The 24,010-nt window shown below is 53.2% G+C and carries 25 protein-coding genes; 9 read left to right on the top strand and 16 right to left on the bottom strand.

Translation table 11 applies throughout. The features are described from left to right. Positions 1–313: 313 nt before the first annotated feature. Together BS640_RS19535 and BS640_RS19530 are read left to right on the top strand one after the other, a co-directional pair. Positions 314–1,036, top strand: a complete 723-nt coding sequence (locus tag BS640_RS19535; protein ID WP_084913175.1) for a 4'-phosphopantetheinyl transferase family protein — start codon at positions 314–316, stop codon at positions 1,034–1,036. A gap of 48 nt (positions 1,037–1,084) precedes the next feature. Continuing rightward, the gene (locus BS640_RS19530; protein ID WP_017490413.1) at positions 1,085–1,654 is read left to right on the top strand and encodes an NADPH-dependent FMN reductase; all 570 of its coding nucleotides are present in this window, start codon (positions 1,085–1,087) and stop codon (positions 1,652–1,654) included. A 71-nt stretch (positions 1,655–1,725) separates the two neighbouring features. Here the strand turns inward: BS640_RS19530 and BS640_RS19525 are convergent, their stop codons facing one another. Then, on the bottom strand, positions 1,726–3,063 hold the full coding sequence (locus BS640_RS19525) for an NCS2 family permease (RefSeq protein WP_017490414.1): 1,338 nt from the start codon (positions 3,061–3,063) through the stop codon (positions 1,726–1,728). Between the two features lie 266 nt (positions 3,064–3,329). Between BS640_RS19525 and yieH the strand changes: the two genes are divergently transcribed. Continuing rightward, the gene (yieH, locus tag BS640_RS19520) at positions 3,330–4,010 is read left to right on the top strand and encodes a 6-phosphogluconate phosphatase (protein WP_084913174.1); all 681 of its coding nucleotides are present in this window, start codon (positions 3,330–3,332) and stop codon (positions 4,008–4,010) included. Between the two features lie 127 nt (positions 4,011–4,137). Next, the gene (locus BS640_RS19515; protein WP_263973739.1) at positions 4,138–4,719 is read left to right on the top strand and encodes a TetR/AcrR family transcriptional regulator; all 582 of its coding nucleotides are present in this window, start codon (positions 4,138–4,140) and stop codon (positions 4,717–4,719) included. Positions 4,720–4,811: 92 nt separating this feature from the next. On the opposite strand, the gene phoU is transcribed toward BS640_RS19515, so the two are convergent. The 6 genes from phoU to rluF all read right to left on the bottom strand — a co-directional run bounded on the left by phoU (position 4,812) and on the right by rluF (position 10,543). Then, a complete protein-coding gene (phoU, locus tag BS640_RS19510; protein WP_017490417.1) occupies positions 4,812–5,558 on the bottom strand; it encodes a phosphate signaling complex protein PhoU in 747 nt (248 codons plus the stop codon). Positions 5,559–5,587: 29 nt separating this feature from the next. Continuing rightward, entirely contained in the window at positions 5,588–6,355 is a 768-nt protein-coding gene (gene pstB / locus BS640_RS19505; RefSeq protein ID WP_017490418.1) for a phosphate ABC transporter ATP-binding protein PstB, read from the bottom strand. Positions 6,356–6,398: 43 nt separating this feature from the next. Beyond that, on the bottom strand, positions 6,399–7,286 hold the full coding sequence (gene pstA / locus BS640_RS19500; RefSeq protein WP_017490419.1) for a phosphate ABC transporter permease PstA: 888 nt from the start codon (positions 7,284–7,286) through the stop codon (positions 6,399–6,401). A gap of 1 nt (position 7,287) precedes the next feature. Then, positions 7,288–8,244, bottom strand: a complete 957-nt coding sequence (gene pstC / locus BS640_RS19495) for a phosphate ABC transporter permease PstC (protein ID WP_017490420.1) — start codon at positions 8,242–8,244, stop codon at positions 7,288–7,290. A gap of 148 nt (positions 8,245–8,392) precedes the next feature. Next, positions 8,393–9,433 carry a phosphate ABC transporter substrate-binding protein PstS gene (gene pstS / locus BS640_RS19490; RefSeq protein ID WP_017490421.1) on the bottom strand — a complete coding sequence of 347 codons (1,041 nt, stop codon included), beginning with the start codon at positions 9,431–9,433 and terminating at the stop codon, positions 8,393–8,395. 219 nt (positions 9,434–9,652) lie between these two features. Continuing rightward, the gene (rluF, locus tag BS640_RS19485) at positions 9,653–10,543 is read right to left on the bottom strand and encodes a 23S rRNA pseudouridine(2604) synthase RluF (protein WP_420916435.1); all 891 of its coding nucleotides are present in this window, start codon (positions 10,541–10,543) and stop codon (positions 9,653–9,655) included. A gap of 200 nt (positions 10,544–10,743) precedes the next feature. Here rluF and BS640_RS19480 point away from each other — a divergent pair, with 200 nt between their 5' ends. Genes BS640_RS19480 through BS640_RS19465 form a run of 4 tightly spaced genes read left to right on the top strand, consistent with a single transcriptional unit; the run spans position 10,744 to position 13,808 of the window. Then, entirely contained in the window at positions 10,744–11,307 is a 564-nt protein-coding gene (locus BS640_RS19480) for a peroxiredoxin (RefSeq protein WP_026110332.1), read from the top strand. Between the two features lie 24 nt (positions 11,308–11,331). Next, positions 11,332–12,570: a protein-disulfide reductase DsbD family protein gene (locus BS640_RS19475; protein ID WP_084913172.1), complete on the top strand. Its 1,239-nt coding sequence runs from the start codon at positions 11,332–11,334 to the stop codon at positions 12,568–12,570. A gap of 58 nt (positions 12,571–12,628) precedes the next feature. Further along, on the top strand, positions 12,629–13,195 hold the full coding sequence (locus BS640_RS19470; protein ID WP_084913171.1) for a sigma-70 family RNA polymerase sigma factor: 567 nt from the start codon (positions 12,629–12,631) through the stop codon (positions 13,193–13,195). Beyond that, positions 13,182–13,808 (top strand): NrsF family protein, encoded by a 627-nt coding sequence (locus tag BS640_RS19465; protein WP_084913170.1) that lies wholly within the window; start codon positions 13,182–13,184, stop codon positions 13,806–13,808. Before BS640_RS19470 ends, BS640_RS19465 begins: the two co-directional genes overlap by 14 nt. Here the strand turns inward: BS640_RS19465 and BS640_RS19460 are convergent. From BS640_RS19460 to glmU, 3 genes are all read right to left on the bottom strand, one after another. Continuing rightward, on the bottom strand, positions 13,805–14,752 hold the full coding sequence (locus BS640_RS19460) for a WaaS/CpsH family glycosyltransferase (RefSeq protein WP_017490427.1): 948 nt from the start codon (positions 14,750–14,752) through the stop codon (positions 13,805–13,807). The two genes, BS640_RS19465 and BS640_RS19460, sit on opposite strands and share 4 nt — an antisense overlap. A 117-nt stretch (positions 14,753–14,869) precedes the next feature. After that, on the bottom strand, positions 14,870–16,699 hold the full coding sequence (glmS, locus tag BS640_RS19455; protein WP_017490428.1) for a glutamine--fructose-6-phosphate transaminase (isomerizing): 1,830 nt from the start codon (positions 16,697–16,699) through the stop codon (positions 14,870–14,872). Positions 16,700–16,930: 231 nt separating this feature from the next. Further along, positions 16,931–18,304 carry a bifunctional UDP-N-acetylglucosamine diphosphorylase/glucosamine-1-phosphate N-acetyltransferase GlmU gene (gene glmU / locus BS640_RS19450; RefSeq protein ID WP_084913169.1) on the bottom strand — a complete coding sequence of 458 codons (1,374 nt, stop codon included), beginning with the start codon at positions 18,302–18,304 and terminating at the stop codon, positions 16,931–16,933. A 21-nt stretch (positions 18,305–18,325) separates the two neighbouring features. Between glmU and BS640_RS22010 the strand changes: the two genes are divergently transcribed. Then, complete coding sequence (locus tag BS640_RS22010; RefSeq protein ID WP_139802846.1) at positions 18,326–18,610, top strand: hypothetical protein; 285 nt, start codon at positions 18,326–18,328, stop codon at positions 18,608–18,610. On the opposite strand, the gene BS640_RS19445 is transcribed toward BS640_RS22010, so the two are convergent. Genes BS640_RS19445 through atpF form a run of 6 tightly spaced genes read right to left on the bottom strand, consistent with a single transcriptional unit; the run spans position 18,604 to position 23,993 of the window. Next, on the bottom strand, positions 18,604–19,029 hold the full coding sequence (locus BS640_RS19445; protein WP_017490431.1) for a F0F1 ATP synthase subunit epsilon: 426 nt from the start codon (positions 19,027–19,029) through the stop codon (positions 18,604–18,606). The genes BS640_RS22010 and BS640_RS19445 overlap by 7 nt on opposite strands. Before the next feature lie 52 nt (positions 19,030–19,081). Further along, positions 19,082–20,464 carry a F0F1 ATP synthase subunit beta gene (gene atpD / locus BS640_RS19440; protein WP_017490432.1) on the bottom strand — a complete coding sequence of 461 codons (1,383 nt, stop codon included), beginning with the start codon at positions 20,462–20,464 and terminating at the stop codon, positions 19,082–19,084. Between the two features lie 32 nt (positions 20,465–20,496). Next, positions 20,497–21,363 carry a F0F1 ATP synthase subunit gamma gene (gene atpG / locus BS640_RS19435; protein WP_017490433.1) on the bottom strand — a complete coding sequence of 289 codons (867 nt, stop codon included), beginning with the start codon at positions 21,361–21,363 and terminating at the stop codon, positions 20,497–20,499. A 57-nt stretch (positions 21,364–21,420) separates the two neighbouring features. Next, entirely contained in the window at positions 21,421–22,962 is a 1,542-nt protein-coding gene (gene atpA / locus BS640_RS19430) for a F0F1 ATP synthase subunit alpha (protein ID WP_017490434.1), read from the bottom strand. Positions 22,963–22,974: 12 nt separating this feature from the next. Next, the gene (gene atpH / locus BS640_RS19425) at positions 22,975–23,508 is read right to left on the bottom strand and encodes a F0F1 ATP synthase subunit delta (RefSeq protein WP_017490435.1); all 534 of its coding nucleotides are present in this window, start codon (positions 23,506–23,508) and stop codon (positions 22,975–22,977) included. 14 nt (positions 23,509–23,522) lie between these two features. After that, entirely contained in the window at positions 23,523–23,993 is a 471-nt protein-coding gene (gene atpF, locus BS640_RS19420; protein ID WP_017490436.1) for a F0F1 ATP synthase subunit B, read from the bottom strand. Between the last annotated feature and the right edge of the window lie 17 nt (positions 23,994–24,010).

The raw sequence follows: 24,010 nt of genomic DNA, 5'->3' as shown, positions 1-24,010 counted from the left end.
TAAATGTTCTTTTCTTAATTACCTTGCCCCTCCCGACTCTATTAAATTAAAAAAAATTTTGCCAGGAGGGAATATTCCCCCTCGTCCTTCACCTCGAACCCTACCCGCTACGACCCAGGCCTTCGGCGGTTAACACGCAAAAAGGACAAATTTTCCTTTATAAAACAGCAAAAAGAACCCAGGCAACTAACAGGTTATTCTTATTCACCTTTATACGCTCCAGGTATAAATATTTATATAATTTACACTAAGACAGTACTATGGACAGACCTCAAGCTAAGCCATGTACGAACCATTACTCAGGGAGTGATCAATGGCGTGCCACTTTGCCCGATGGACCATCACGGAAAGCGAGCCGGACATCCACCGTTTACCCGCGGAAGTATTAACTTTCGCCAACACCCTTTCCCCGAAGCCTGCCAGACGATTTATCCACGGACGTGTCCTGCTTGCAGAGCTGATGTTTTATCTTTACGGAATCGCTCGACTGCCGCAGATAATCATTCAGCCCAGCGGTCGCCCAAGTTTTTCCGCCAGCGGTTTGCCCGATTTCAGCCTGGCCTATGCAGGGAACCAGCTGGGCGTGATGCTGAGCGGCGAAGGTAAAGCGGGCCTTGATTTAGAGATTCTTCACGCCCTCGGGGCTAGCCATCATCCCCGCCGGTCTGCATTCACTGTCGCAGAAAAAAACTGGGTCACCCTCCAGTCCGATCCCGAAGAGTCAGCCTCGCAGCTCGAATGCATCCGCCAGAGCGTGCACAAACTGTCGGGCCAGAGCGAGTTCACCGCCGATACGCTGAGCCTGCACCCTTCTTCAGGACGTTTACGCTCGAGCGTAACCTCAGACGTGCAGGTCATGAGCGATATTGAAGGCCCCATCGTCTGGTCGTGCGCACACAGCCCGGCCATTCAGCGGCTGATCTGCTGGTGCTACGATCCCGATGAGGGATTCATCCGCACCGCGACATTTTCCCCCCAACAGCAGGTCGATTCGCTACACTTTATGAAATTAACCAGTCTACCGCCGGCCAAGTAGCCAGCATTGTAGCTATCTTCCCCCTACTCAATAAGCCAGGAGTCGTTAATGTCAGCTCAACCCCTGAAGTTTGTCACCCTGTTAGGCAGCTTGCGTAAAGGGTCTTTTAACGCGATGGTTGCGCGCACGCTGCCGAAGCTGGCGCCTGAAGGCGTCACCATTGAGGCTCTGCCTTCGATTGGCGACATTCCGCTTTACGATGCCGATATCCAGCAGGAGTCGGGCTTTCCGCCGACCATCGAAAAAATTGCCGAGCACATTCGCCAGGCTGACGGCGTCATCATCGTGACGCCGGAATACAACTATTCGGTGCCGGGCGGACTGAAGAATGCCATCGACTGGCTTTCACGCGTGCCTGAGCAGCCGATGGCGGGGAAACCGGTGCTGATTGAAACCAGCTCAATGGGGGCAATTGGCGGCGCACGCTGTCAGTATCATCTGCGTCAGATTCTGGTGTTCCTCGACGCCATGGTGCTTAACAAACCGGAGTTTATGGGCGGTGTAATTCAAAGCAAGGTGGATGCACAGCTTGGAGAGGTTATCGATCAAAGCACGCTGGATCACCTTACCGGCCAACTCAGCGCGTTTTCAGACTTTACGCGTCGATTTAAGAAATAATTTAGCGGGAAAAAACCGGCCTGATTCGACTCGTCCCCCACCGAAAAGTAGGGGACGATATTTAGGCGATTTTATTTGTTATCAATAAACGCGATTTTTAGCACGAACAGCAGCGTGACAACCCACACGCAGGCGCTGATGTCTTTAAAGCGCCCACTGCCCAGTTTCATCACCACGTAAGAGATAAACCCTAAGGCTATTCCCTCGGTAATCGAGAAGCTGAACGGCATCATCACGGCGGTCACAAACGCAGGAACCGCTTCAGTGAGGTCGTCCCAGGTGACGCGTGCCAGGCTTGAAGTCATCAGCACGCCGACGTAGATAAGCGCCCCGGCCGCCGCGTAGGCCGGCACCATTCCGGCCAGCGGGGAAATAAAGATAACCAACAAGAACAGCAGTCCGGTAACGACGGCGGTGAGGCCGGTACGCCCACCGATGGCCACGCCGGAACAGCTTTCGATGTAGGTGCTGATAGCCGAAGTACCGATAAAGGAACCCGCTACCGAGCTGAGGCTGTCGACAAACAGCGCCTGCTTCATCTGCGGGAATTTACCCTCGCTGTCGGCCAGACCGGCCTTGTCGGTGACGCCAATCAGCGTGCCCGAGGAGTCGAACAGGTTAACCAGCATAAAGGAGAAGATAACGCCTGATAGGCCAAGATTCAGTGACCCTTTGATATCAACCTGGCCCACCACCGACGTCACGCTCGGCGGCATAGACCACACGCCCGCGTAGTGCACGTCCCCCATTGCCCAGCCAATCAGCGTAGTAATGACGATGGAGATAAGCACGGCGGCATGAATGTTACGCGCTGCCAGAATGGCGATAATGAAGAAGCCCAGGGCGCCCAGCAGCACCGAATGCGAGGTCAGTTTACCGATAGTCACCAACGTGTCGGGATTGGCCACCACGATGCCGGCATTTTTCAGCCCCATCATGCCAATAAACAGTCCGATACCGGCGGTGATGCCGACCCGCAAACTGGACGGAATATTGGCTATCATCCAGTAGCGCACGCGGAAAATGGTCAGCAGGAACAGTCCGACCGCTCCCCAGAAAATCGCGCCCATGCCGGTCTGCCAGGAAATCCCCATTGCACCAACCACCACAAAGGCGAAGAAGGCATTGAGGCCCATTGCCGGCGCCAGTGCGACCGGCAGATTGGCGATCAGCCCCATCAAAATGCTGCCGAACGCGGCAATCAGACAGGTGGTCACAAACACCGCCTGTTTGTCCATGCCCGCTACGCCAAGAATCTGCGGGTTAACGAAGACGATATACACCATGGTCAGGAAGGTGGTGAATCCGGCAACCGTTTCGGTTTTCAGCGTCGTTCCATGCTGAGTCAATTTAAACAGACGCTCTAACAGCCCTTGCCCAGCGCCAGCATTATTTTGTGGTGTGCTCATTAGTGAGTTCCAAAGAGGGGAAAAACAGTCGGCCGCTATCCTACCCCAATTAATCCGTTGAATGAGATGAATCTGCTGCTTTTTATTGCATTTTTACAATCTTTTGACGACATTTCGGACCAACTGACGTTTTTTAACCCTTATTTGGTCACACTTTATCGCGCAACGGAGGCAATAAGGTGGTCGGAACTGGCGCGTATCTTCTGTAAGATGAGGGTTGGCGTCATGTCATAAACAAGGCGATAAGTTCAGAAAAAGGATGAAATATGCCCCGGATAGAATGCGTTTTTTTTGACTGCGATGGCACGCTGGTAGATAGCGAAAGGCTGTGCTGCGAGGCCTATGTGCTGATGTTTGCCCACTTCGGCATTACCGTCTCCTATGACGAGATGTTCAAGAAATACAAGGGCGTAAAGCTCTACGAAATTATCGACATCATCAACCGTCAGCATGGGCTCGAAAAAAGCAAAGAAGAGATGGAAGTGGTTTTCCGCGAGCACGTTGCGCGTCTTTTCGATGAAAAACTTGAGCCAATCGACGGCGCGAAGGCCTTGCTCTCGGCGATAACCGTGCCGATGTGCGTGGTTTCCAACGGTCCGGTGAAAAAAATGCAGCATTCACTCGGATTAACCGGCCTGTTACCCTTTATGGAAGGCCGACTTTACAGCGGATATGATCTGCAACGCTGGAAACCCGATCCTGCTTTGCTTTACCATGCGGCTCAGGAAATGCAGGTGCCTATCGCGTCATGCATATTGGTAGAAGACTCCGTAGCGGGCGTTCAGGCGGGGATTGCGGCCAACATCCCGGTTTATTATTACTGCGCAGATATTCACAACCCGGCCATCGACCATCCTCTGGTTACCGCTTTCACAGATATGCATCAGCTTGCCGCTATCTGGCGAGAGAAAGGCTACAATATCGTCGAACAGGACGCAGTAATTTGATTTGTAACTGTACTTCGCAATAGTTACTCTTTAGAAGACGACAAGGTTCCTTAAGGAGAAGACGCTGACTAGCCAAAGTCCCCAGACAACGGGGCGAAAAAACGATCCAATAGGCCTCAAGCAGCGCATATTCGACAGTGCGCTGAACGAGTTTGCCGAGTCCGGATTAATGGGCGCACGGATGGAAAACATCGCCTCAAACGCGGATACCACCAAACGTATGGTGGTTTATCACTATAAATCAAAAGAAGCGCTCTATATGCAGGTGTTGGAGCATGTTTATCGCTGCCTGCGAAAACATGAGCTTGAGCTGGACCTTTCCGCTTATCCTCCTGCCGAAGCTATTGTTAAACTGGTTGAAGCCAGTTTTGATTTTCACGTATCGCACCCGGAATTTATTCGAATAGTTTCAACCGAAAACATGCTTCGTGGACGCTTTATTCGTCAATCCACCAGCATTCGGGCATTGAACCAGACGGCGCTCACTCTGCTGGACGATATTCTCGAACGCGGGAAGAAAGGCCATCTGTTCAAAGAAGATGCGCAGGCCCGCGACGTTCACAGACTGATAAGCAGTCTCTGCGTTCACCAGGTTGCCAACCAGTACACCTTCGGGGCGCTGTTTGAAAATCCGGACGAGTTTGACACGCAGAATGCGCACTATCGCCAACTGGCGGTCATGGTCGCGCTGCGATATCTGATGATTTAGTGATACCAGCGGTAGAAATGCAAACGCCCGATAAGCAGCTTATCGGGCGTTTGTTTTAATGCGCTCGGCCCTCGGGGCTTTGCGCGATGAAATTAGCTCTTGTCTGACTTGTCCGCTTTACCATTCTTGTCGCCCGCCAGCAGTTTATCCAGCGCGTCGCCCCCGACGTGACGGAAGTCCTGACCTTTGACGAAGTAGAAAATGATTTCGCAGATATTCTGACAACGGTCGCCGATGCGCTCGATAGAACGGGCGCAGAACAACGCGGTCAAAATACTCGGAATTTGACGTGGATCTTCCATCATATAGGTCATCAGCTGACGCACGATGCCCTCATATTCCTGATCGACCTTCCTGTCTTCGCGATAAATTCTAATCGCTTCATCGAGATCCATACGGGCAAAGGCATCGAGCACGTCGTGCAGCATCTGCACGGTGTGGCGCCCCAGCGACTCGAGGCTGACCAGCAGCGGCTGGTGCAGGTGCGAGAACTTCTCAAGTGCCGTACGACAGATTTTATCCGCCACGTCACCGATACGTTCAAGCTCGGAAATAGTCTTGATGATGGCCATCACCATGCGTAAATCGCTGGCAGTCGGCTGACGTTTGGCGATGATGCGCACGCAGGCTTCATCAATAGCCACTTCCATCATATTGACCTTGTCATCACCTTTAATAACGCGCTCGGCCAGCTCGCCGTCCTGATTGTGCATCGCGGTGATAGCATCGGTAAGCTGCTGCTCCACCAGGCCGCCCATCACCAGAACCTGAGTACGGATGTGCTCGAGCTCTGCGTTGAACTGGGCAGAAATGTGCTTATTGAGATTCAGATTGTCCATCGTGCTTTCCTCTCTGCCTCGAAGGGCAATCAACCATAGCGGCCAGTAATGTAGTCCTCAGTCTGCTTGCGGGCAGGTGAGGTGAACAATGAGTCAGTGTCGCTGTATTCAATCAGTTCGCCGAGATACATAAACGCCGTACGGTCCGAGCAGCGTGCCGCCTGCTGCATGTTATGGGTAACGATAACCACCGTATAGTCGGATTTTAACTCGGTAATCAACTCTTCGATACGACCGGTAGAGATAGGGTCCAGCGCCGAGCAGGGTTCATCCAGCAACAGAACGTCGGGGCGAATCGCAATCCCACGCGCGATACACAGACGCTGTTGCTGCCCCCCGGAGAGGCTGTAACCGCTCTGGTGCAGCTTGTCTTTTGACTCATTCCACAGCGCCGCTTTGGTCAGCGCCCACTGCACGCGCTCGTCCATGTCGGTACGCGACAGCTTTTCGAACAGACGCACGCCGAAGGCGATGTTGTCGTAAATCGACATCGGGAACGGCGTTGGCTTCTGGAACACCATGCCGACCTTAGCGCGCAGCAGTGCGATGTCCTGCTTATCCACCAGGATATTTTCGCCGTCGAGCAGAATCTCACCCTCGGCTCTCTGTTCTGGATACAGCTGATACATCTTGTTAAAGGTACGCAGAAGCGTGGATTTACCACAGCCAGACGGGCCGATAAACGCCGTCACTTCATTTTTCGCAATATCCAGGGAGATGTTTTTCAACGCATGGAATTTGCCGTAATAGAAATTCAGATCGCGGACCTGGATTTTACTGTTGGATGCATCGGTCATTCGACTCATTAAGACATCTCTCTTTAATCAATATTTTTTGTAATCACTGCTTTTTCTTGGCGAAAATCACGCGAGCAATGATATTCAGCAGCAGTACGCACACAGTAATCAGCAAAACGCCGGCCCAGGCCATTTGCTGCCATTGCACAAACGGGCTCATGGCGAATTTAAATATGGTGACCGGGAGGTTGGCGATAGGCTGCATCAGGTCCGTGCTCCAGAACTGGTTGGAGAGCGACGTGAACAGCAGCGGCGCGGTTTCACCGGCGATACGCGCAACGGCCAGCAGCACACCGGTGATAATCCCCGATACCGACGCCTTAAGCGTAATCGCAGAAATCATCTTCCATTTCGGGGTACCCAGCGCATAGGCCGCCTCACGCAGGCTGTCCGGCACCAGTTTGAGCATGTTTTCCGTGGTGCGGATAACGATAGGAATCTGCAACAACGCCAGCGCGACAATGCCCGCCCAGCCGGAAAAGTGTCCCATTTTTGCAACCACGATGGTGTAAACAAACAGACCTACGACGATAGAGGGTGCCGACAGCAGGATATCGTTGATGAAGCGGATAACCTCGGCCAACGCGGATTTACGTCCGTATTCGGCCAGATACACCCCTGCCATAATGCCCAGCGGCGTACCGATAACGGTAGACCACAGAATCAACAGGCCGCTGCCCGCGATGGCATTTGCCAGGCCACCGCCGTCGGTGTTGGGCGGCGGAGTATTTTGGGTAAACAGCGCCAGCGACATGCCGTCGATGCCTTTGGTCACCGTAGTAAACAGGATCCACACCAGCCAGAACAGGCCGAAAACCATGGTCGCCATCGACAGCAGCAGCGCGATACGGTTCTTGGTTCTGCGCCATGCCTGACGCTTACGGCGTGATTCAAACAACGCTGCGTTGCTTTGCATTTCGAGAGTTGCCATCTTAACGTCCCTCATTCTTGGCCAGACGCAGAATCATCAGCTTGGAAAGCGCCAACACGATAAAGGTGATGACAAACAGAATCAGGCCAAGCTCCATCAGCGCCGAGGTATGCAGGCCGGAAGACGCTTCGGCAAACTCGTTCGCCAGCGCCGAGGTAATACTGTTGCCCGGCATGTATAGCGAGGCACTGTCGAGCTGGTAGGTGTTACCGATGATAAAGGTTACCGCCATCGTCTCACCCAGCGCACGCCCCAGACCGAGCATAATGCCACCGATGACGCCGTTCTTAGTAAACGGCAGAACGATGCGCCAGATAACTTCCCAGGTGGTACAGCCGATGCCGTAGGCCGACTCTTTCATCATCACCGGCGTCTGCTCAAACACGTCACGCATAACGGAAGCGATGTAAGGGATAATCATGATGGCAAGGATAACGCCCGCCGCCAGAATACCAATACCAAATCCCGGGCCGGCAAACAGCGCGCCAACAATAGGAATACCGGAAAGCACATCACCGACCGGCTGCTGGAAGTAGGTCGCAAACAAAGGTGCGAAGACGAACAGGCCCCACATGCCGTAAACGATACTCGGGATAGCGGCCAGCAGTTCGATGGCGATACCCAGTGGACGTTTGAGCCAGTTAGGTGCCAGTTCGGTCAGAAACAGCGAGATACCAAAGCTGACGGGAACGGCAATCAACAGCGCAATAATCGAGGTCACGATCGTTCCGTAAATCGGAACCAGTGCGCCGAACTGCTCGTTGGGAACGTCCCAGGTTTTATTCCACAGGAAAGAGAAACCAAACTTTTCCATGCTAGGCAGGGAAGAAATAAACAGCGAAACGATGATACCGCCGAGCAGCAATAGCGTAATCAGCGCAGCCAGTTTTACCAGCGCGCCGAAGATAATGTCACCGTTTTTGCTTGGTGCTTTGAAGGACGGCGTTTTTTCAGCCATAACACTCTCTTCTTATTCAGATTTATTTCTCTTTCGACAAGGGGTTATCGGCAGAGAATGAGACAGAAGACCGGTACTTTATATCACCTGCTATCTCAAACCAAAGTAATTGGCGCCGTAGCGGGGCTACGGCGCCAGAAACAGAGGCTTAGTAGAGGGATTTACCGCTGCTGTCTTTAACGTTGGTCTTCCACGCTGTCTGGATTTGAGAAATAACAGACTGCGGCAGGGAGGCGTAATCCAGACCGGTCGTCAGCTTGTCACCATTTTTATAGGCCCAGTCGAAGAACTTCAGAACTTCTGCGCCCTTGGTGGCATCCTGCTGCTGCTTGTAGACCAGAATGAAGGTGGTAGAAGAGATTGGCCATGCGTTGTCACCCTTCTGGAAGGTCAAGTCCTGAGCAAAGGTCTTGCTCCAGTCTGCGCCTTTCGCCGCTGCGCTGAACGACTCTTCAGAAGGGGAAATTGCCTTGCCGCTCGCATCCACCAGCTTGGTGTAAGTCAGGTTGTTCTGTTTGGCGTAAGCGTATTCAACGTAGCCAATTGAGCCAGGCAGACGCTGTACAAACGCGGCTACGCCGTCGTTACCTTTGCCGCCCAGGCCGGTTGGCCAGTTAACGGTGGTGCCTACGCCAATCTCTTTTTTCCAGTCGGCGTTAGCTTTGGACAGGTAGCTGGTGAACACGAAAGAGGTACCTGAACCGTCTGCACGACGAACGACAGCGATATTGGTATCAGGCAGTTTCACGCCTGGGTTCAGCTTAGTGATTTCCGGATCGTTCCACTTCTTGATTTTACCCAGGTAGATGTCACCCAGCGATTTACCGTCCAGCGTCAACTCACCGGATTTAATGCCCGGGATGTTAACGGCCAGCACAACGCCACCGATCACGGTTGGGAACTGGAACAGACCGTTTTTCTCGAGGTCAGCGTCGCTCATTGGCGCGTCTGATGCACCGAAGTCTACGGTTTTAGCGATGATCTGCTTGATGCCACCTGAAGAACCGATGCCCTGATAGTTAACCTGAGCGCCCGTTGCTTTTTGATAGGAGTCAGCCCATTTTGCATAAACTGGCGCCGGGAATGTACCGCCTGCACCGGTCAGATTAGTTGCTGAGAATGCAGACATTGCTGTTAAAGAAAAAGTCGCTGCCACAATACCGGCGACGGTGGTACGCATCAGTTTCATGTTCCACTCCTGGTGGTTATTATTTGATTCGACTCATGTCGAAGCTGAGTAAAGTGTTTAGCACAGGAGCAAAATAGGACAGTTTGGTGACAGTAAAATGTAGGTTATATGACAGTTTTGTGACAGAGGGCAAATTATGGGCGGTATCAGGCGGGTATTGGTTTAAAACCGTCTAATCATGCGGATTAGACGGTTTAAACGGCTAAAAATCATGCAGGCTTATCGGCCTTTCTTTTTACGACCGGGTTGAACAAAACGCTTACGGGAGGCACCATTTCCGTCTGATTTTTCAGCAGTTTTATGTCCATTTTTTGGCCCGTTCACCGAAGGTTTCTTAACCGCCGCCGCTTTTGATGGCGCTTTTTTCGCCGGCTTGTTGTCCTCGGAAGAGGAGTTTTCAATCAGTTTGAACAACTCGATAAGCTCGTCGTCCGTTAAGTCACGCCATTCACCCAGCGGTAACCCTTTCAGATTGACGTTCATGATGCGGGTACGCTCGAGTTTGGTGACTTCAAAACCAAAGTGTTTACACATGCGGCGAATCTGGCGATTAAGGCCCTGCACCAGCGTGATACGAAACACGAAAGGCGCTTCTCTCTTCACTTTGCACTTTTTGGTCACGGTGCCAAGCATCGGCACACCGGCGCTCATGCCCTGAATGAATTCGTCGGTCACCGGTTTGTTCACGGTTACCACGTACTCTTTTTCGTGGTTGTTGCCGGCGCGGAGGATCTTGTTGACCAGATCGCCATGGTTGGTCAGGAAAATCAGCCCCTGAGAGTCCTTATCCAGACGACCTATTGGGAAGACGCGCTTGCTGTGGTTAACGAAATCACTAATGTTATCCCGCTCGCCCTCTTCCATGGTAGTGATGATGCCAACCGGCTTGTTCAGCGCAATCAGCACCAGATCTTCTTCATCACGCGGCTCGATAAGCTGACCGTTAACTTTGACGACGTCCCCGGCGAAAACCTGATCGCCCACGGCAGCGCGTTTGCCGTTGATGAAAACGTTGCCCTGCTCGACGTAACGATCGGCATCGCGACGAGAACAGATGCCGCTCTCGCTAATGTATTTGTTAAGACGAATAGATGAGCTGGTCAACTTGATACCTTCGTAAAAAAAAGCGGACTATACCTTATCCACGTTGGGTTGCGAAGCCTGTCGCGGCCGAATTGTGCAGAGCGGCATATTGATTGGAAAATCTTTTAAAAAATATTTTTCCCGACCGCAACCTTTCCTTTTCGACCAGCGAACCTATGGTTAAGGTCATCAGGCGCGAACGCCTGCCTCACAATGGAGAAAATATAATGCGTATGAAAAGTACCTTTAGCACGTTGGCTGTCGCTGCGGTTCTTGGACTGTCCCTCCCCGTGACTTCCGCATTTGCCGCCCTGCAGGTAGGTGAGAAAGCCCCTGACTTCAAGCTTAGTGCCGCGCTGGCCGGTAAGCCAACCACCTTCTCGTTGCAGCAGGCACTGAAGAAAGGGCCTGTGGTTCTGTACTTCTTCCCGGCCGCCTTCACCGCAGGCTGTACACTGGAAGCACACGACTTCGCCGAAGCCACCGCTGACTTCGCCAAACAGGGTGCCACGGTGATTGGTGTAACTGCCGGTAACACTGAGCAGATTGCCAAATTCTCCCAGCTGGAATGCCGCGACAAATTCACCGTCGCCGCCGATCCAGGGGCGAAAGTGGCCGCAGAATACAAGAACACCATGAATATATTGGGCAAAACGCTGTCTGACCGCACCTCTTATGTGATTGCGCCAGACGGTAAAATCCTGCTGAGTTACACCGATAAAAACCCGGACGCGCACATTCAGAAAGCGCTCGACGCAGTTAAAAAATATCGTCAGGCCAATCCGGCTTAACTTTCAGACTTAAGTGGGTTCATTATGCTGACTGCCCTCGCCGCCGCCTTCCTGGGTGGCATTATTCTCAACCTAATGCCGTGCGTGTTCCCGGTTATCTCGCTCAAAGCGCTGAGCCTGATTCGCCACCACGATAAACCCGCACAGGCCAGAGCTGAAGGTTTGGCGTTCCTGTTCGGCGTGGTCGTCACCATGTTCGCACTCGCGGGCGTGCTGTTGCTGGCCCGTTCCGGCGGTGCGGCAGTCGGCTGGGGATTCCAGCTCCAGTCGCCGCTGGTGATTGCGCTGTTGGTGTTGGTGATGCTGGCGTCGGCGCTGAACCTGTTCGGGCTGTTTGAAGTCGGACTCTCGGTCCAAAAGGTGGGTGAGGTGGGCGGTGGGCGCGGCGGTCTGACCGGTTCTGCGCTGACCGGCGCGCTGGCAATTATTGTCGCGACGCCGTGCAGCGCGCCGTTTATGGCCAGCGCTATCGGCTATGCGTTAACGCAGCCGCCGAGGGTCAGCCTGGTTATCTTTATCGCACTGGCCCTTGGCTTCGCGGCACCTTTTACCCTTATCTCTTTCTTCCCGGTGCTGGCACGAATATTACCTGCGCCCGGCGCCTGGATGGTGACGCTGAAACACGGCCTGGCGTTTCCGATGCTCGGTGCCGTCGCCTGGCTCATCTGGGTGCTGGAGCGTCAGGCCGGCTCGATAGCGCTGGCTGCTATTCTGGCCTGCTGTATCCTGCTCAGTTTTGCAGCCTGGCTGTATGGCATGGCTCAGAAGCGCAGAATGATGGGAAAACGCCACTGGGCGCTGCACATCGCCACCGCCGTCTTCCTTTTGTTAGTGGTGCCGCCGCTGGCTAATCTGAAAACATCGTCCGGTCCGCTAGACTCGGCAGAGGCCTCACAGGCGGCCGCCGCGGTGGCATGGTCACCGCAAAACGTCGATGCGATAAAAGGACAGGGCAAACCCATTTTTGTCGATTTCACCGCCTCATGGTGTATCACCTGCCAGGTGAATGAACGCACCTCGCTGTCGACTCAGGCGGTCAAAGCCGCGATGGCACGCACCAATACTATTTATATGATCGCAGATTCGACCAAGTACAATCCAGACGTCGAACAAGCGCTCAGTGATTTTGGCCGCGGCGGCCTACCGCTTTACGTGGTCTATCCGGCGGACGGCGGCAAACCCGTCATTCTGCCTCAGGTGCTGACACCAGGGATTGTCATCACCGCGCTCGATAACGCAGCAGAAAGCGGTAAAAAAACGTGAACACATTGATGAGTGAACGCCATCCAGATGCACCGCCCCCATGAAATAAACGCAGGCAATGGCGGAAACTGACGTCCGCGCGCTGAAGTGGCCTGCTCTAATGGCTCGCGCTCAGTCGGGCGACAGAGCGGCCTACAACCAGCTATTGAAAGAGATGGTTCCTGCCATCCGAGGTTTTGTGCGCAAAAAAATCCGTGATGAAGCCCTGGTGGAAGACGTGATTCAAGAAGCGCTGCTGGCAATTCATCGTGTGCGCCATACCTATGATCCACAGCGGCCTATCCTGCCCTGGGTTGCCGCCATAGCTTCGGCGCGGGCGATTGATGCACTGCGCCAGCGAGGACGTCGACAGGAAGTGCAGGATGAAGACGCGCTGCTGCATTACCCGGCTGTACGAGAAGGTTCGGACGCCAATGGACGGGAGGAGCACGAAGAATTAACCGGCTATTTAGGCAGTCTGCCGCCGCGTCAGCGCGAGATGGTGGAGTTTGTGCACCTGCGCGAACAGAGCCTCGCGCAGACGGCCGCAGAAAGTAATCTCTCCGTCTCGGCGGTCAAGTCTCTATTGCATCGCGCGATGCTCAACCTTCGTCAATATGGGAACGGTAATCGTGAGAAATCATGACCTGTTGATCGACAAACTCAGCGACACGGCAAAGCCGGTGAAACGCGTCTGGCCTACCCGCTGGCGCGTCGCCGCCTGGATTATTGCCGTGCTGCCCTGCGGTACGCTCACCAGCTGGGCACTGCACAATAGATTTACCGACTGGTCACAGGCGGGCGCCGTTCCGGCGCTGGTCGCGCTGCTGCTGTCTTTTATCATCGGAGCCAGCGCCATGGCCGCCGCCTTTACTCTCAGCATCGCCGGGCGTCAGCCACTGAGGCTAAAATGGGCAGCGCTGCTCGCCGTGCTCTGGCTGGGGGTCAATCTGCTCAACATGTCCCCCTCCAGCACGTTAAAAGTGGGCGAAGGCGTGCACTGTTATCTGTTTATGCTGCTGGCCAGCCTGCCGATGATCGTTATCTCGATAGCCAGCCTGCACCGCACGCGTTCGCTTTACCCCGGTAAAACGCTGGCCCTGGCGGGGTGCGGGATCGCCTTCATGTGCTCAATGCTGCTGTCGCTGTGCCACGAGGTCCATCTTCACCGGTTTGACTTCGCTATGCATCTCACGGCGGGTTTGAGCATCATCATTCTCACCGTGCTTGCGGGCCGCAGGTGGGTCAGACTGAGTTAATGCGCGAGTGCGGCATCCCCCAGAGATTCGGTGATGGTGTTTAGCATATTGTCCGGGCTGTATTTATAGAGCAGGTCAGGGTCCAGCGGCACCGGGTTACCGGCTAAAAATGCCGAGATTTCCTGCCACTCTCTACTACCCAGAATAAAAACACGCTCAGGAGAATAAAACTCGGAATGGGCTAGCTCGGCGTTATTGGTGATCACTTTCTTGTTAAGGAAAATGGCCTCCAGTATGCGCAGCGTAAAACCGGTTTGTCCCTGCTGAACAATATCGACCACCACATCCGACATCACCGTTTTTAAGAAACTGTAGGAATACTCAAACTCCTGATCGACGTAATAAGGGGATTCACCCTGTGAGGTCTTGTCTTTAACAATTGAAAAGTCGATTTCGCACCCTGCCTTTTCTAAACGCTCAGCCAGCTGGGTGAGATAGGCTATGCGACCCTTATCGCGTCCGAGGAAGAAACATCTTGGCTGCCGGGCTTCTAATTTAAACGCATCATAGGTTTTGGCCTCTTTGTAGCCCACGGGAAGAAACTGCGGGAGATAGTCAACGCCCAGTTCCAGGGACCTACCCTCTTCAAAAGTATAAATTTTATCAAATAACGAGGCGGCACTGTCTACGAATTCGCGAGAAACCGGGTTGCGTAACAAGAGGATTTTTTTGCAATCCAGGTGCTTAATGACGTCCTTGTTAACCCCAAAGAAAATATTGCTGTCATGCGTGATAAGCAGGTCATCGCTTTTGATGTCATTTAATTTTTTAGCAATGTGGGATTTAGCAATCCGCGAGGACGTAAGGCCTAAAAATTTAAATTTCTGATGTAGTCTATGGATCTTTCTTGGTGTAAAAACGTTTTTAACTCCATAGTTTTTAACCAAATAACGAACCATCGTTTGTTCGTAACTCGTTGACCAGTTGAAAAAATAAACGTTCATATTATCCCTGACTAAAAATTATAAATTCTTATTCCAGCGATTTTTAAGGAGCGCAGTCATAAAAAAGTCCGGCACGCTACGAGAGCATAACCGGACTTTTTACTGACCGAGGGCCTGTTACTCTACGGTAACGGATTTCGCCAGGTTACGCGGCTGATCGACATCCGTGCCTTTGATAAGCGCGACATGATACGACAGCAACTGTAGCGGAACGGTGTAAAAAATCGGGGCCACAATCTCTTCAACGTGCGGCAGCTGAATGATCTTCATACCCTCGCTATCGGTGAAACCGGCGTCCTGATCGGCGAACACGTACAGCTGACCGCCGCGTGCGCGCACTTCTTCGATATTGGACTTCAGTTTTTCCAGAAGTTCATTATTTGGTGCAACCACGATGACCGGCATATCGGCATCGATCAGCGCCAGTGGTCCGTGCTTCAGTTCACCGGCGGCATAGGCTTCTGCGTGAATGTAGGAAACTTCCTTCAGCTTCAGCGCACCTTCCATCGCTATCGGATACTGATCGCCGCGACCGAGGAACAGCGCATGGTGCTTGTCTGAGAATCCTTCGGCCAGCGATTCAATGGTTTTATCCAGCGACAGCATCTGTTCAATGCGCGCAGGAAGCGCCTGCAGCCCGTGAACGATTTCATGCTCAACCTGCTCGCTCATGCCTTTCAAACGGCCAACGCGCGCCACCAGCATCAGCAGAACGGTCAGCTGAGTGGTGAAAGCCTTGGTCGATGCCACGCCGATTTCCGTGCCAGCCTTAGTCATCAGCGCGAGGTCAGATTCACGCACCAGTGAAGAGCCGGCTACGTTACACACGGCCAGCGACCCTAAATAGCCCAGCTCTTTGGAAAGACGCAGCGCAGCCAGCGTATCCGCAGTTTCACCCGACTGAGACAGCGTGATGATGAGGCTGCCTGGGCGGACGGCGGATTTACGATAGCGGAATTCGGAGGCTATCTCGACGTCGCACGGCACACCGGCCAGAGCTTCGAACCAGTAGCGCGCGACCATACCCGAGTGATAGGACGTCCCGCAGGCAATAATCTGCACGTGCTGCACTTTAGCCAGCAGCGCGTCGGCGTCAGGACCCAGTTCGCTCAGGTTGATCTGGCCGTGGTTAAAACGCCCTTCGAGGGTGTTTTTAATCGCCTGCGGCTGTTCGTAGATCTCTTTTTGCATGTAGTGACGGTACGCGCCTTTATCGCCAGCGTCGTACTGCACCTTAGATTCAATTTCTGGGCGCTCAACCGCCTTGCCGTGTTTGTCGAACACATTGACTTCACGGCGTTTGATTTCGGCCACGTCACCTTCTTCAAGGAACATGAAACGACGAGTCACGGGCAGCAGCGCCAGCTGGTCGGAAGCGATAAAGTTTTCACCCACACCACGACCAATCACCAGCGGACTGCCAGAGCGTGCGGCCACCAGCACCGAGGGATCGCGCTGGTCCATCACCACGGTGCCGTAAGCGCCACGCAGTTGAGGAATGACGCGAAGTACGGCTTCGAGCAGCGTACCGCCCTGCAGCAGTTCCCAGTGCACCAGGTGCGCGATAACTTCGGTATCGGTCTGAGACTCGAAACGGTAACCACGCTCGATCAGCAGAACGCGCAGCGGCTCAAAGTTTTCGATAATACCGTTATGCACCACGGCGATGTAGTCAGACACGTGCGGGTGGGCATTTGCCTCGGACGGTTCGCCGTGCGTTGCCCAACGGGTGTGGGCAATACCGGTGCCGCCGTGCAGCGGATGCGCGTCCAGTGCGTCTGCCAGCACCTGTACTTTGCCCAGGCGACGCAGGCGTCCCATATGGCCTTCGTTATCCACAACGGCCAGACCGGCAGAGTCATAGCCGCGGTATTCCAGACGGCGTAATCCTTCCAACAGAATTTCAGCAATATCGCGTTGCGCTACTGCGCCAACAATTCCACACATCGGTTTTATTCCTATAGAAGGTCTGTTCACAGACCTTTTTTGATGCCTTAACCTGATTGATATCCGCTACGGTCGTGCCGCGCGGGTTCCCCGAGCCTTGTAGAGAGTTGGGGATTATTATGTTTTGCACTGGCCATGACGTGGCGACGAACAGTGCAAAACACAATTGTAAGCCTCAATAAATCAGGTGCAGCGAACTGCACCCGTTTTATTCTCACTTAAGATTCTAGCTTAAGCCTTTCTTTTCACCGGACGTTTCCAATCAGGCTTGTGTACCTGAGTGACGCGACTGATAACCAAACCGCCTTCAGGCACATCGCGGGCGAGGGTAGTGCCCGCCGCAATGGTCACGTCGTTGCCAACGCGGACCGGCGCGATAAGCTGGGTATCGGACCCCACGAAGACGTTATCACCAATAATAGTCTGCGACTTGTTCACGCCGTCATAGTTGCAGGTAATGGTGCCTGCGCCAATATTCACGTTATCGCCAATCGTCGCGTCGCCCAAATAGCTGAGGTGACCGGCCTTGGTGCCTGCGCCGAGGCTGGCTTTCTTAATCTCGACGAAGTTGCCGACGTGCGCAGCCTGGCCCAGTTCGGCCCCTGGACGCAAACGTGCGAAAGGACCGACGGTGCAGTCTGCCTGTAAGGTAGCGCCTTCGAACACGCTGTAAGGGCTAATGACACAGTCGTCACCGATGACGCAGTCTTTCAGCACACAGCCTGCGCCAATCACCACGCGGTCCCCCAGCTTGACCCTACCTTCAATGACCACGTTGACGTCAATGCTCACGTCGATACCATGCGACAGCTCGCCGCGCAGATCAAAGCGAGCGGGGTCCATCAGCATCACGCCTTCCAGCAGCAGACGCTCGGCCTGTTCCTGCTGATAAACACGCTCAAGGCGGGAAAGCTGAAGACGATTGTTTACGCCTTCGACCTCACTCAGTCGAGCGGGATGCACGGTGGCAATCTTGTGGCCTTCGGCGTGCGCCATCGCGATGATGTCGGTGATGTAATATTCACCCTGCGCATTGTTGTTCGAGAGTTTGTTCAACCAGCGCTTGAACGAGGCCCCGTTGGCAACCAGAATGCCGGTGTTGATTTCATTGATTTTCAGCTGCTCGGCCGAGGCATCTTTCTGTTCGATGATACCGACGACTTCGCCATTTTCGCGCACGATACGGCCATATCCGGTCGGATCGTCAAGCTTGACGGTCAGCAGACCAATACCGCCTTCGGGCTTCGCGGCCAACAGCTTTTTCAGCGTATCGACGGAGATAAGCGGCACGTCGCCGTAAAGCATCAATACGTCTTCGTCATCGGAGAAATGCAGTGCTGCCTGCTGCATGGCGTGCCCGGTACCCAACTGCTCGGCCTGCAACACCCAGTTCAGCTCGCTGGCTGCGAGGCTCTGCTTGAGCAACTCACCGCCGTGGCCGTAAACCAGGTAAACGTTGTTGGCGCCGACGCGGGTTGCAGCATCGATAACGTGCTGAACCATCGATTTTCCGGCGAGCGGATGCAGTACCTTGGGAAGATTGGAGTACATACGTGTGCCCTTGCCTGCGGCGAGGATCACGACACTTAGTGCGCTGTTAGACATAGGCAACCTGACAAATCCAGTTTGATTGATAAAAGTAACCCGTTAGCCGGTCAGATTACTACATATTTTTCAATAAAAACTACCCACAAGCCGCACGGGGCAAGGGTTGAACACTCTGTAAGCGACGCGAAAAGAAACGCCTCAAAACTGTCATCATTAGTAGACAGTATTCCATTGAAACGGCATGAATTGAATGAAGAAGATGCCGAAAAATGGGCTTTTTTAAAGGTAAAAAAAAAGCGACCCGAAGGTCGCTTTTCAATTGGCAGTGCTTTTGTGACTAATGCGGCGTTCGCCGATCAGTAACCCGCTTTCCTGGTCAGTTCGATAACGCGAAGTTTCGCGATCGCTTTAGCCAGTTCTGCCGACGCCTGAGCATAGTCGACGTCGCCGTGAGAACCGTTGATGTGTTCTTCCGCTTTGCGCTTAGCTTCAAGCGCGCGCGCTTCGTCGAGGTCTACCCCACGGATTGCAGTGTCAGCCAACACGGTCGACGCGTTCGGTTGCACCTCAAGGATGCCTCCGGAGAGATAGATATACTCTTCTTCGCCGTGTTCTTTAACAATGCGCACCATGCCAGGCTTGATGGCGGTGAGCAGCGGGGCGTGGCCAGGGAAAATACCCAGCTCACCTTCGCTACCCGTCACCTGGATTTTCTGCACCAGGCCAGAGAACATTCTCTTTTCCGCGCTGACAACATCCAGATGGTAAGTTTTTTCAGCCATGTCACCTTCCTCTCTTAATACTGTAACGATCGTTATCCCCTAAGGGAGAACATTACAGTTTTTTGGCTTTTTCCACGGCTTCTTCGATTGCGCCAACCATGTAGAACGCTTGTTCTGGCAGGTGGTCGTAGTCGCCTTCGATAATGCCTTTGAAACCACGAATGGTGTCTTTCAGCGGTACGAATTTGCCTGGAGCGCCGGTAAATACTTCAGCAACGAAGAATGGCTGTGACAGGAAGCGCTGGATTTTACGCGCGCGAGATACAACCAGCTTGTCTTCTTCAGACAGCTCGTCCATACCCAGAATCGCGATGATATCTTTCAGCTCCTGGTAACGTTGCAGAATAGACTGCACGCCACGCGCCACGTCATAGTGCTCTTGACCTACGACCAGCGGATCAAGCTGACGGCTGGTTGAGTCAAGGGGATCTACCGCTGGGTAGATACCCAGAGAGGCTATCTGACGGCTCAGTACCACGGTCGCATCCAAGTGGGCGAAGGTGGTGGCTGGAGATGGGTCAGTCAAGTCATCCGCAGGAACGTAAACGGCCTGAACAGAGGTGATTGAACCGTCTTTGGTAGAGGTGATACGCTCTTGCAGAGCACCCATCTCTTCCGCCAGCGTTGGCTGATAACCTACCGCTGATGGCATACGGCCCAGAAGTGCAGACACTTCGGTACCGGCCAAGGTGTAACGGTAGATGTTATCGATGAACAGCAGAACGTCACGACCTTCATCACGGAATTTCTCCGCCATGGTCAGGCCAGTCAGTGCTACGCGCAGACGGTTACCCGGTGGCTCGTTCATCTGACCGTAAACCAGTGCAACTTTGTCGATAACGTTGGAGTCAGTCATCTCGTGGTAGAAGTCGTTACCCTCACGAGTACGTTCACCCACGCCTGCAAACACAGAGAAACCTGAGTGCTCAGCCGCGATGTTACGGATAAGCTCCATCATGTTTACAGTTTTACCTACACCAGCACCACCGAACAGGCCGACTTTACCGCCCTTGGCGAACGGACACATCAGGTCCATTACCTTGATACCGGTTTCCAGCAGTTCCTGGGAGTTTGCCAGCTCTTCGTAAGAAGGAGCAGCACGGTGAATACCACGGCGTTCTTCTTCGCCGATTTCACCTTTCATGTCGATTGGTTCACCCAATACGTTCATGATGCGACCCAGAGTCGCAGTACCTACTGGTACTTCGATTGGGTGTTGCAGGTTGTTCACTTTCAGACCGCGACGCAGGCCGTCTGAGGTACCCATTGCGATACAGCGAACAACGCCACCGCCGATCTGTTGCTGAACTTCAAGCACCAGCTTGGAGGTACCGTTTTCTACCTCAAGAGCAGTGTACACTTTCGGTACTGCATCCTGAGGGAACTCGACGTCCACCACGGCGCCGATTACCTGGATAATCTTTCCAGTAGCCATCTTGAATCCTCTACGTAATTCGTAAACCTAGCTTAAACCGCGGAGGCTCCCCCGACGATCTCGGTGAGTTCCTGAGTGATGCTGGCCTGACGAGCTTTGTTGTATACCAACTGCAGCTCTTTGATCAGGCTGCCGCCGTTATCGGTGGCGGCTTTCATCGCTACCATTCGCGCGGCCTGTTCGCTGGCCAGGTTTTCTACGACGCCCTGATAAACCTGAGACTCTACATAGCGACGCAGAAGGGTATCCAACAGCGCTTTAGGGTCTGGCTCATACAGGTAATCCCAGGACTTCTTCGCCAACTCGCCGGTTTCTTCCGCAGGCGGAAGTGGCAGCAGTTGCACGATTCTTGGTTCCTGAGACATGGTATTGACGAATTTGTTGCTAACAATGCACAGCTTGTCTAAACGACCTTCATCGTAGGCTTGCAGCATCACTGCTACCGGACCGATCAGTTCTGACAGGGAAGGGTTATCCCCCATGCCAGTCACTTGGGCAACCACGTTGCCACCCACGGAACCGAAGAAAGATGCGGCTTTTGAACCGATCAGGGCCAAGTCAACCTCGACGCCTTGCTCGCTCAAACCTTTCATCTCTGTCAGCAGTTTCTTGAACAGGTTAGTGTTCAAACCACCACAGAGACCGCGATCGGTAGACACGACCAAATACCCAACGCGCTTAATTTTACGCTCGTCCAGGTATGGGTGCTTATATTCCAGATTGCCTAACGCAAGGTGACCTATCACTTTACGAATGGTATCTGCATAAGGACGGCTGGCCGCCATGCGTTCCTGCGTTTTACGCATTTTGGAGGCGGCGACCATTTCCATCGCTTTAGTGATCTTTTGCGTATTTTGTACGCTACCGATCTTACTACGTATCTCTTTTCCGCCGGCCATCTCTGCTTCTCCTCATTACTAACTGTCCTACCGCGTTAGCAGTAGGACAGTTCAGTATTACCAGGACTGGGTTGCTTTGAAGGTTTCGAGGATAGATTGGAATTTACCCTCGATTTCCTTGTCGTACGCACCAGTTTGGTTGATTTGTTGCATCAGCTCGCCGTGCTCGCGGTCAGCGTAAGCCAACAGCGCAGCTTCGAAGCTACCCACTTTGGACAGCTCAACGTCTTCCAGGAAACCACGTTCTGCAGCGAACAGAATCAGAGACTGCGCAACGATAGACATTGGCGCGTACTGTTTCTGTTTCAGCAGTTCGGTCACTTTCTGACCGTGGTTCAGCTGTTTACGTGTAGCTTCATCCAGGTCGGATGCAAACTGAGAGAACGCAGCCAGTTCACGATACTGTGCCAGAGCGGTACGGATACCACCGGACAGTTTTTTCATGATCTTGGTCTGAGCAGCACCACCAACACGGGATACGGAGATACCCGGGTTAACGGCTGGACGAATACCGGAGTTGAACAGGCTTGATTCCAGGAAGATCTGACCATCGGTAATAGAAATTACGTTGGTCGGAACGAACGCGGAAACGTCGCCAGCTTGAGTCTCGATAATCGGCAGTGCAGTCAGAGAGCCGGTTTTACCTTTCACTTCACCTTTGGTGAATGCTTCAACGTAATCTGCGCTAACGCGAGATGCACGCTCCAGCAAACGGGAGTGGAGGTAGAACACGTCACCTGGGTACGCTTCACGGCCTGGCGGACGACGCAACAGCAGGGAGATCTGACGGTAAGCAACAGCCTGTTTAGACAAGTCATCGTATACGATCAGTGCATCTTCACCGCGGTCACGGAAGTATTCACCCATCGCGCAACCAGAGTATGGTGCCAGGTATTGCAGCGCAGCTGATTCAGATGCAGTTGCAACAACAACGATGGTGTTAGCCAGTGCGCCGTGCTCTTCCAGTTTGCGAACCACGTTGGAAACGGTGGAAGCTTTCTGACCGATAGCGACGTAAATACATTTAATACCGGAATCGCGCTGGTTGATGATGGCATCAATTGCCAGAGCGGTTTTACCGGTTTGACGGTCACCGATTACCAGTTCACGCTGGCCACGACCGATTGGGATCATGGCATCTACTGACTTGTAGCCAGTCTGAACAGGTTCGTCAACGGATTGACGATCGATAACGCCCGGTGCGATAGCTTCTACAGGAGAGAAACCGTCGTTATCAACCGGACCTTTACCATCAATTGGGGCACCCAGGGTGTTAACCACACGGCCCAGCAGGCCACGGCCAACTGGAACTTCCAGGATACGACCCGTACATTTTACTTTCATGCCTTCGGCGAGGTCAGCGTAAGGGCCCATTACAACGGCACCTACGGAGTCGCGCTCCAGGTTCAGGGCGATAGCGTAGCGGTTACCCGGCAGCGCAATCATTTCGCCTTGCATGACTTCGGCCAGGCCGTTCACGCGGATGATCCCGTCAGAGACGGAAACGATAGTACCTTCATTGTGAGCTTCGCTCACCACATTGAACTGAGCAATGCGCTGCTTGATCAGTTCGCTGATTTCGGTGGAATTCAGTTGCATGCTCCAGTCCCCTTAAGACTGCAAGACGTCTGCCAGGCGTTCAAGACGACTGCGAACGCTGCCATCAATCACCATATCACCTGCACGGATTACGATCCCGGCAAGAACAGACTTGTCAATTTTGCAATTCAGCTTAACTTTGCGAGACAAACGTTTTTCCATCGCAGCAGCGATTTTCGCCTGCTGTTCTTCAGACAGAACGTTGGCAGAAGTGACTTCTACTTCAACGGTCGACTCCAGTGCTGCACGCAGTTCGATGAACTGTTCCAGCACTTCAGGAAGAACGCGTAAACGTTTGTTGTCAGCCATAACCTTAATCAGGTTCTGACCCGCTTCGTCGAGTTGTTCACCACATACGCCGATAAACGTTTTAGAAAGAGCTTCAGGCGCTAATGCACCGGTAAGCAATTCTGCAATCTGTTTATCGCGTGTGACTTCAGCCGTGAACGCGAGCATTGACTGCCAGCGATCCAAGCTTTGGTGCTCAACGGCAAAGTCAAAAGCTGCTTTGGCGTAGGGGCGAGCTACCGTAGTAAATTGTGACATCAGCCCCTCCCTCCTTACAGTTCAGCGACCAGTTTATCAACGATGTCGCTGTTAGCAGCTTCATCCACGGAACGTTCGATGATTTTCTCGGCGCCAGCAATGGCCAAAATACCGACTTGTTTACGTAACTCTTCACGAGCACGTTGACGTTCTGCGTCGATCTCTGCCTTCGCTTGCGTCACGATTCTGTTACGTTCCTGCTCAGCTTCAGTTTTAGCTTCGTCGATGATCTGAGTTCTGCGCTTGTTGGCTTGCTCAATGATCACCTGGGCTTCCGCTTTGGCTTTAATCAGTTGGTCGGTCGCATCGGCTTGCGCTAAATCCAGCTCTTTTTTGGCTTGTTCTGCGGAAGATAAACCGTCAGCAATTTCTTTCTGACGCTTTTCGATGGCAGCCATAATTGGCGGCCATACGTACTTCATGCAGAACCAGACAAACAGGACGAACGCGATAGCCTGGCCGAGGATTGTTGCGTTAAGATTCACAGCACAATGCCTCTTTC

This window comes from Rouxiella badensis, from assembly GCF_002093665.1.
In the GTDB taxonomy this organism is placed as follows: domain Bacteria; phylum Pseudomonadota; class Gammaproteobacteria; order Enterobacterales; family Enterobacteriaceae; genus Rouxiella; species Rouxiella badensis.
Note: the sequence above shows the minus strand (reverse complement) of the source record. Positions and strands in the feature narration are given on the sequence as shown.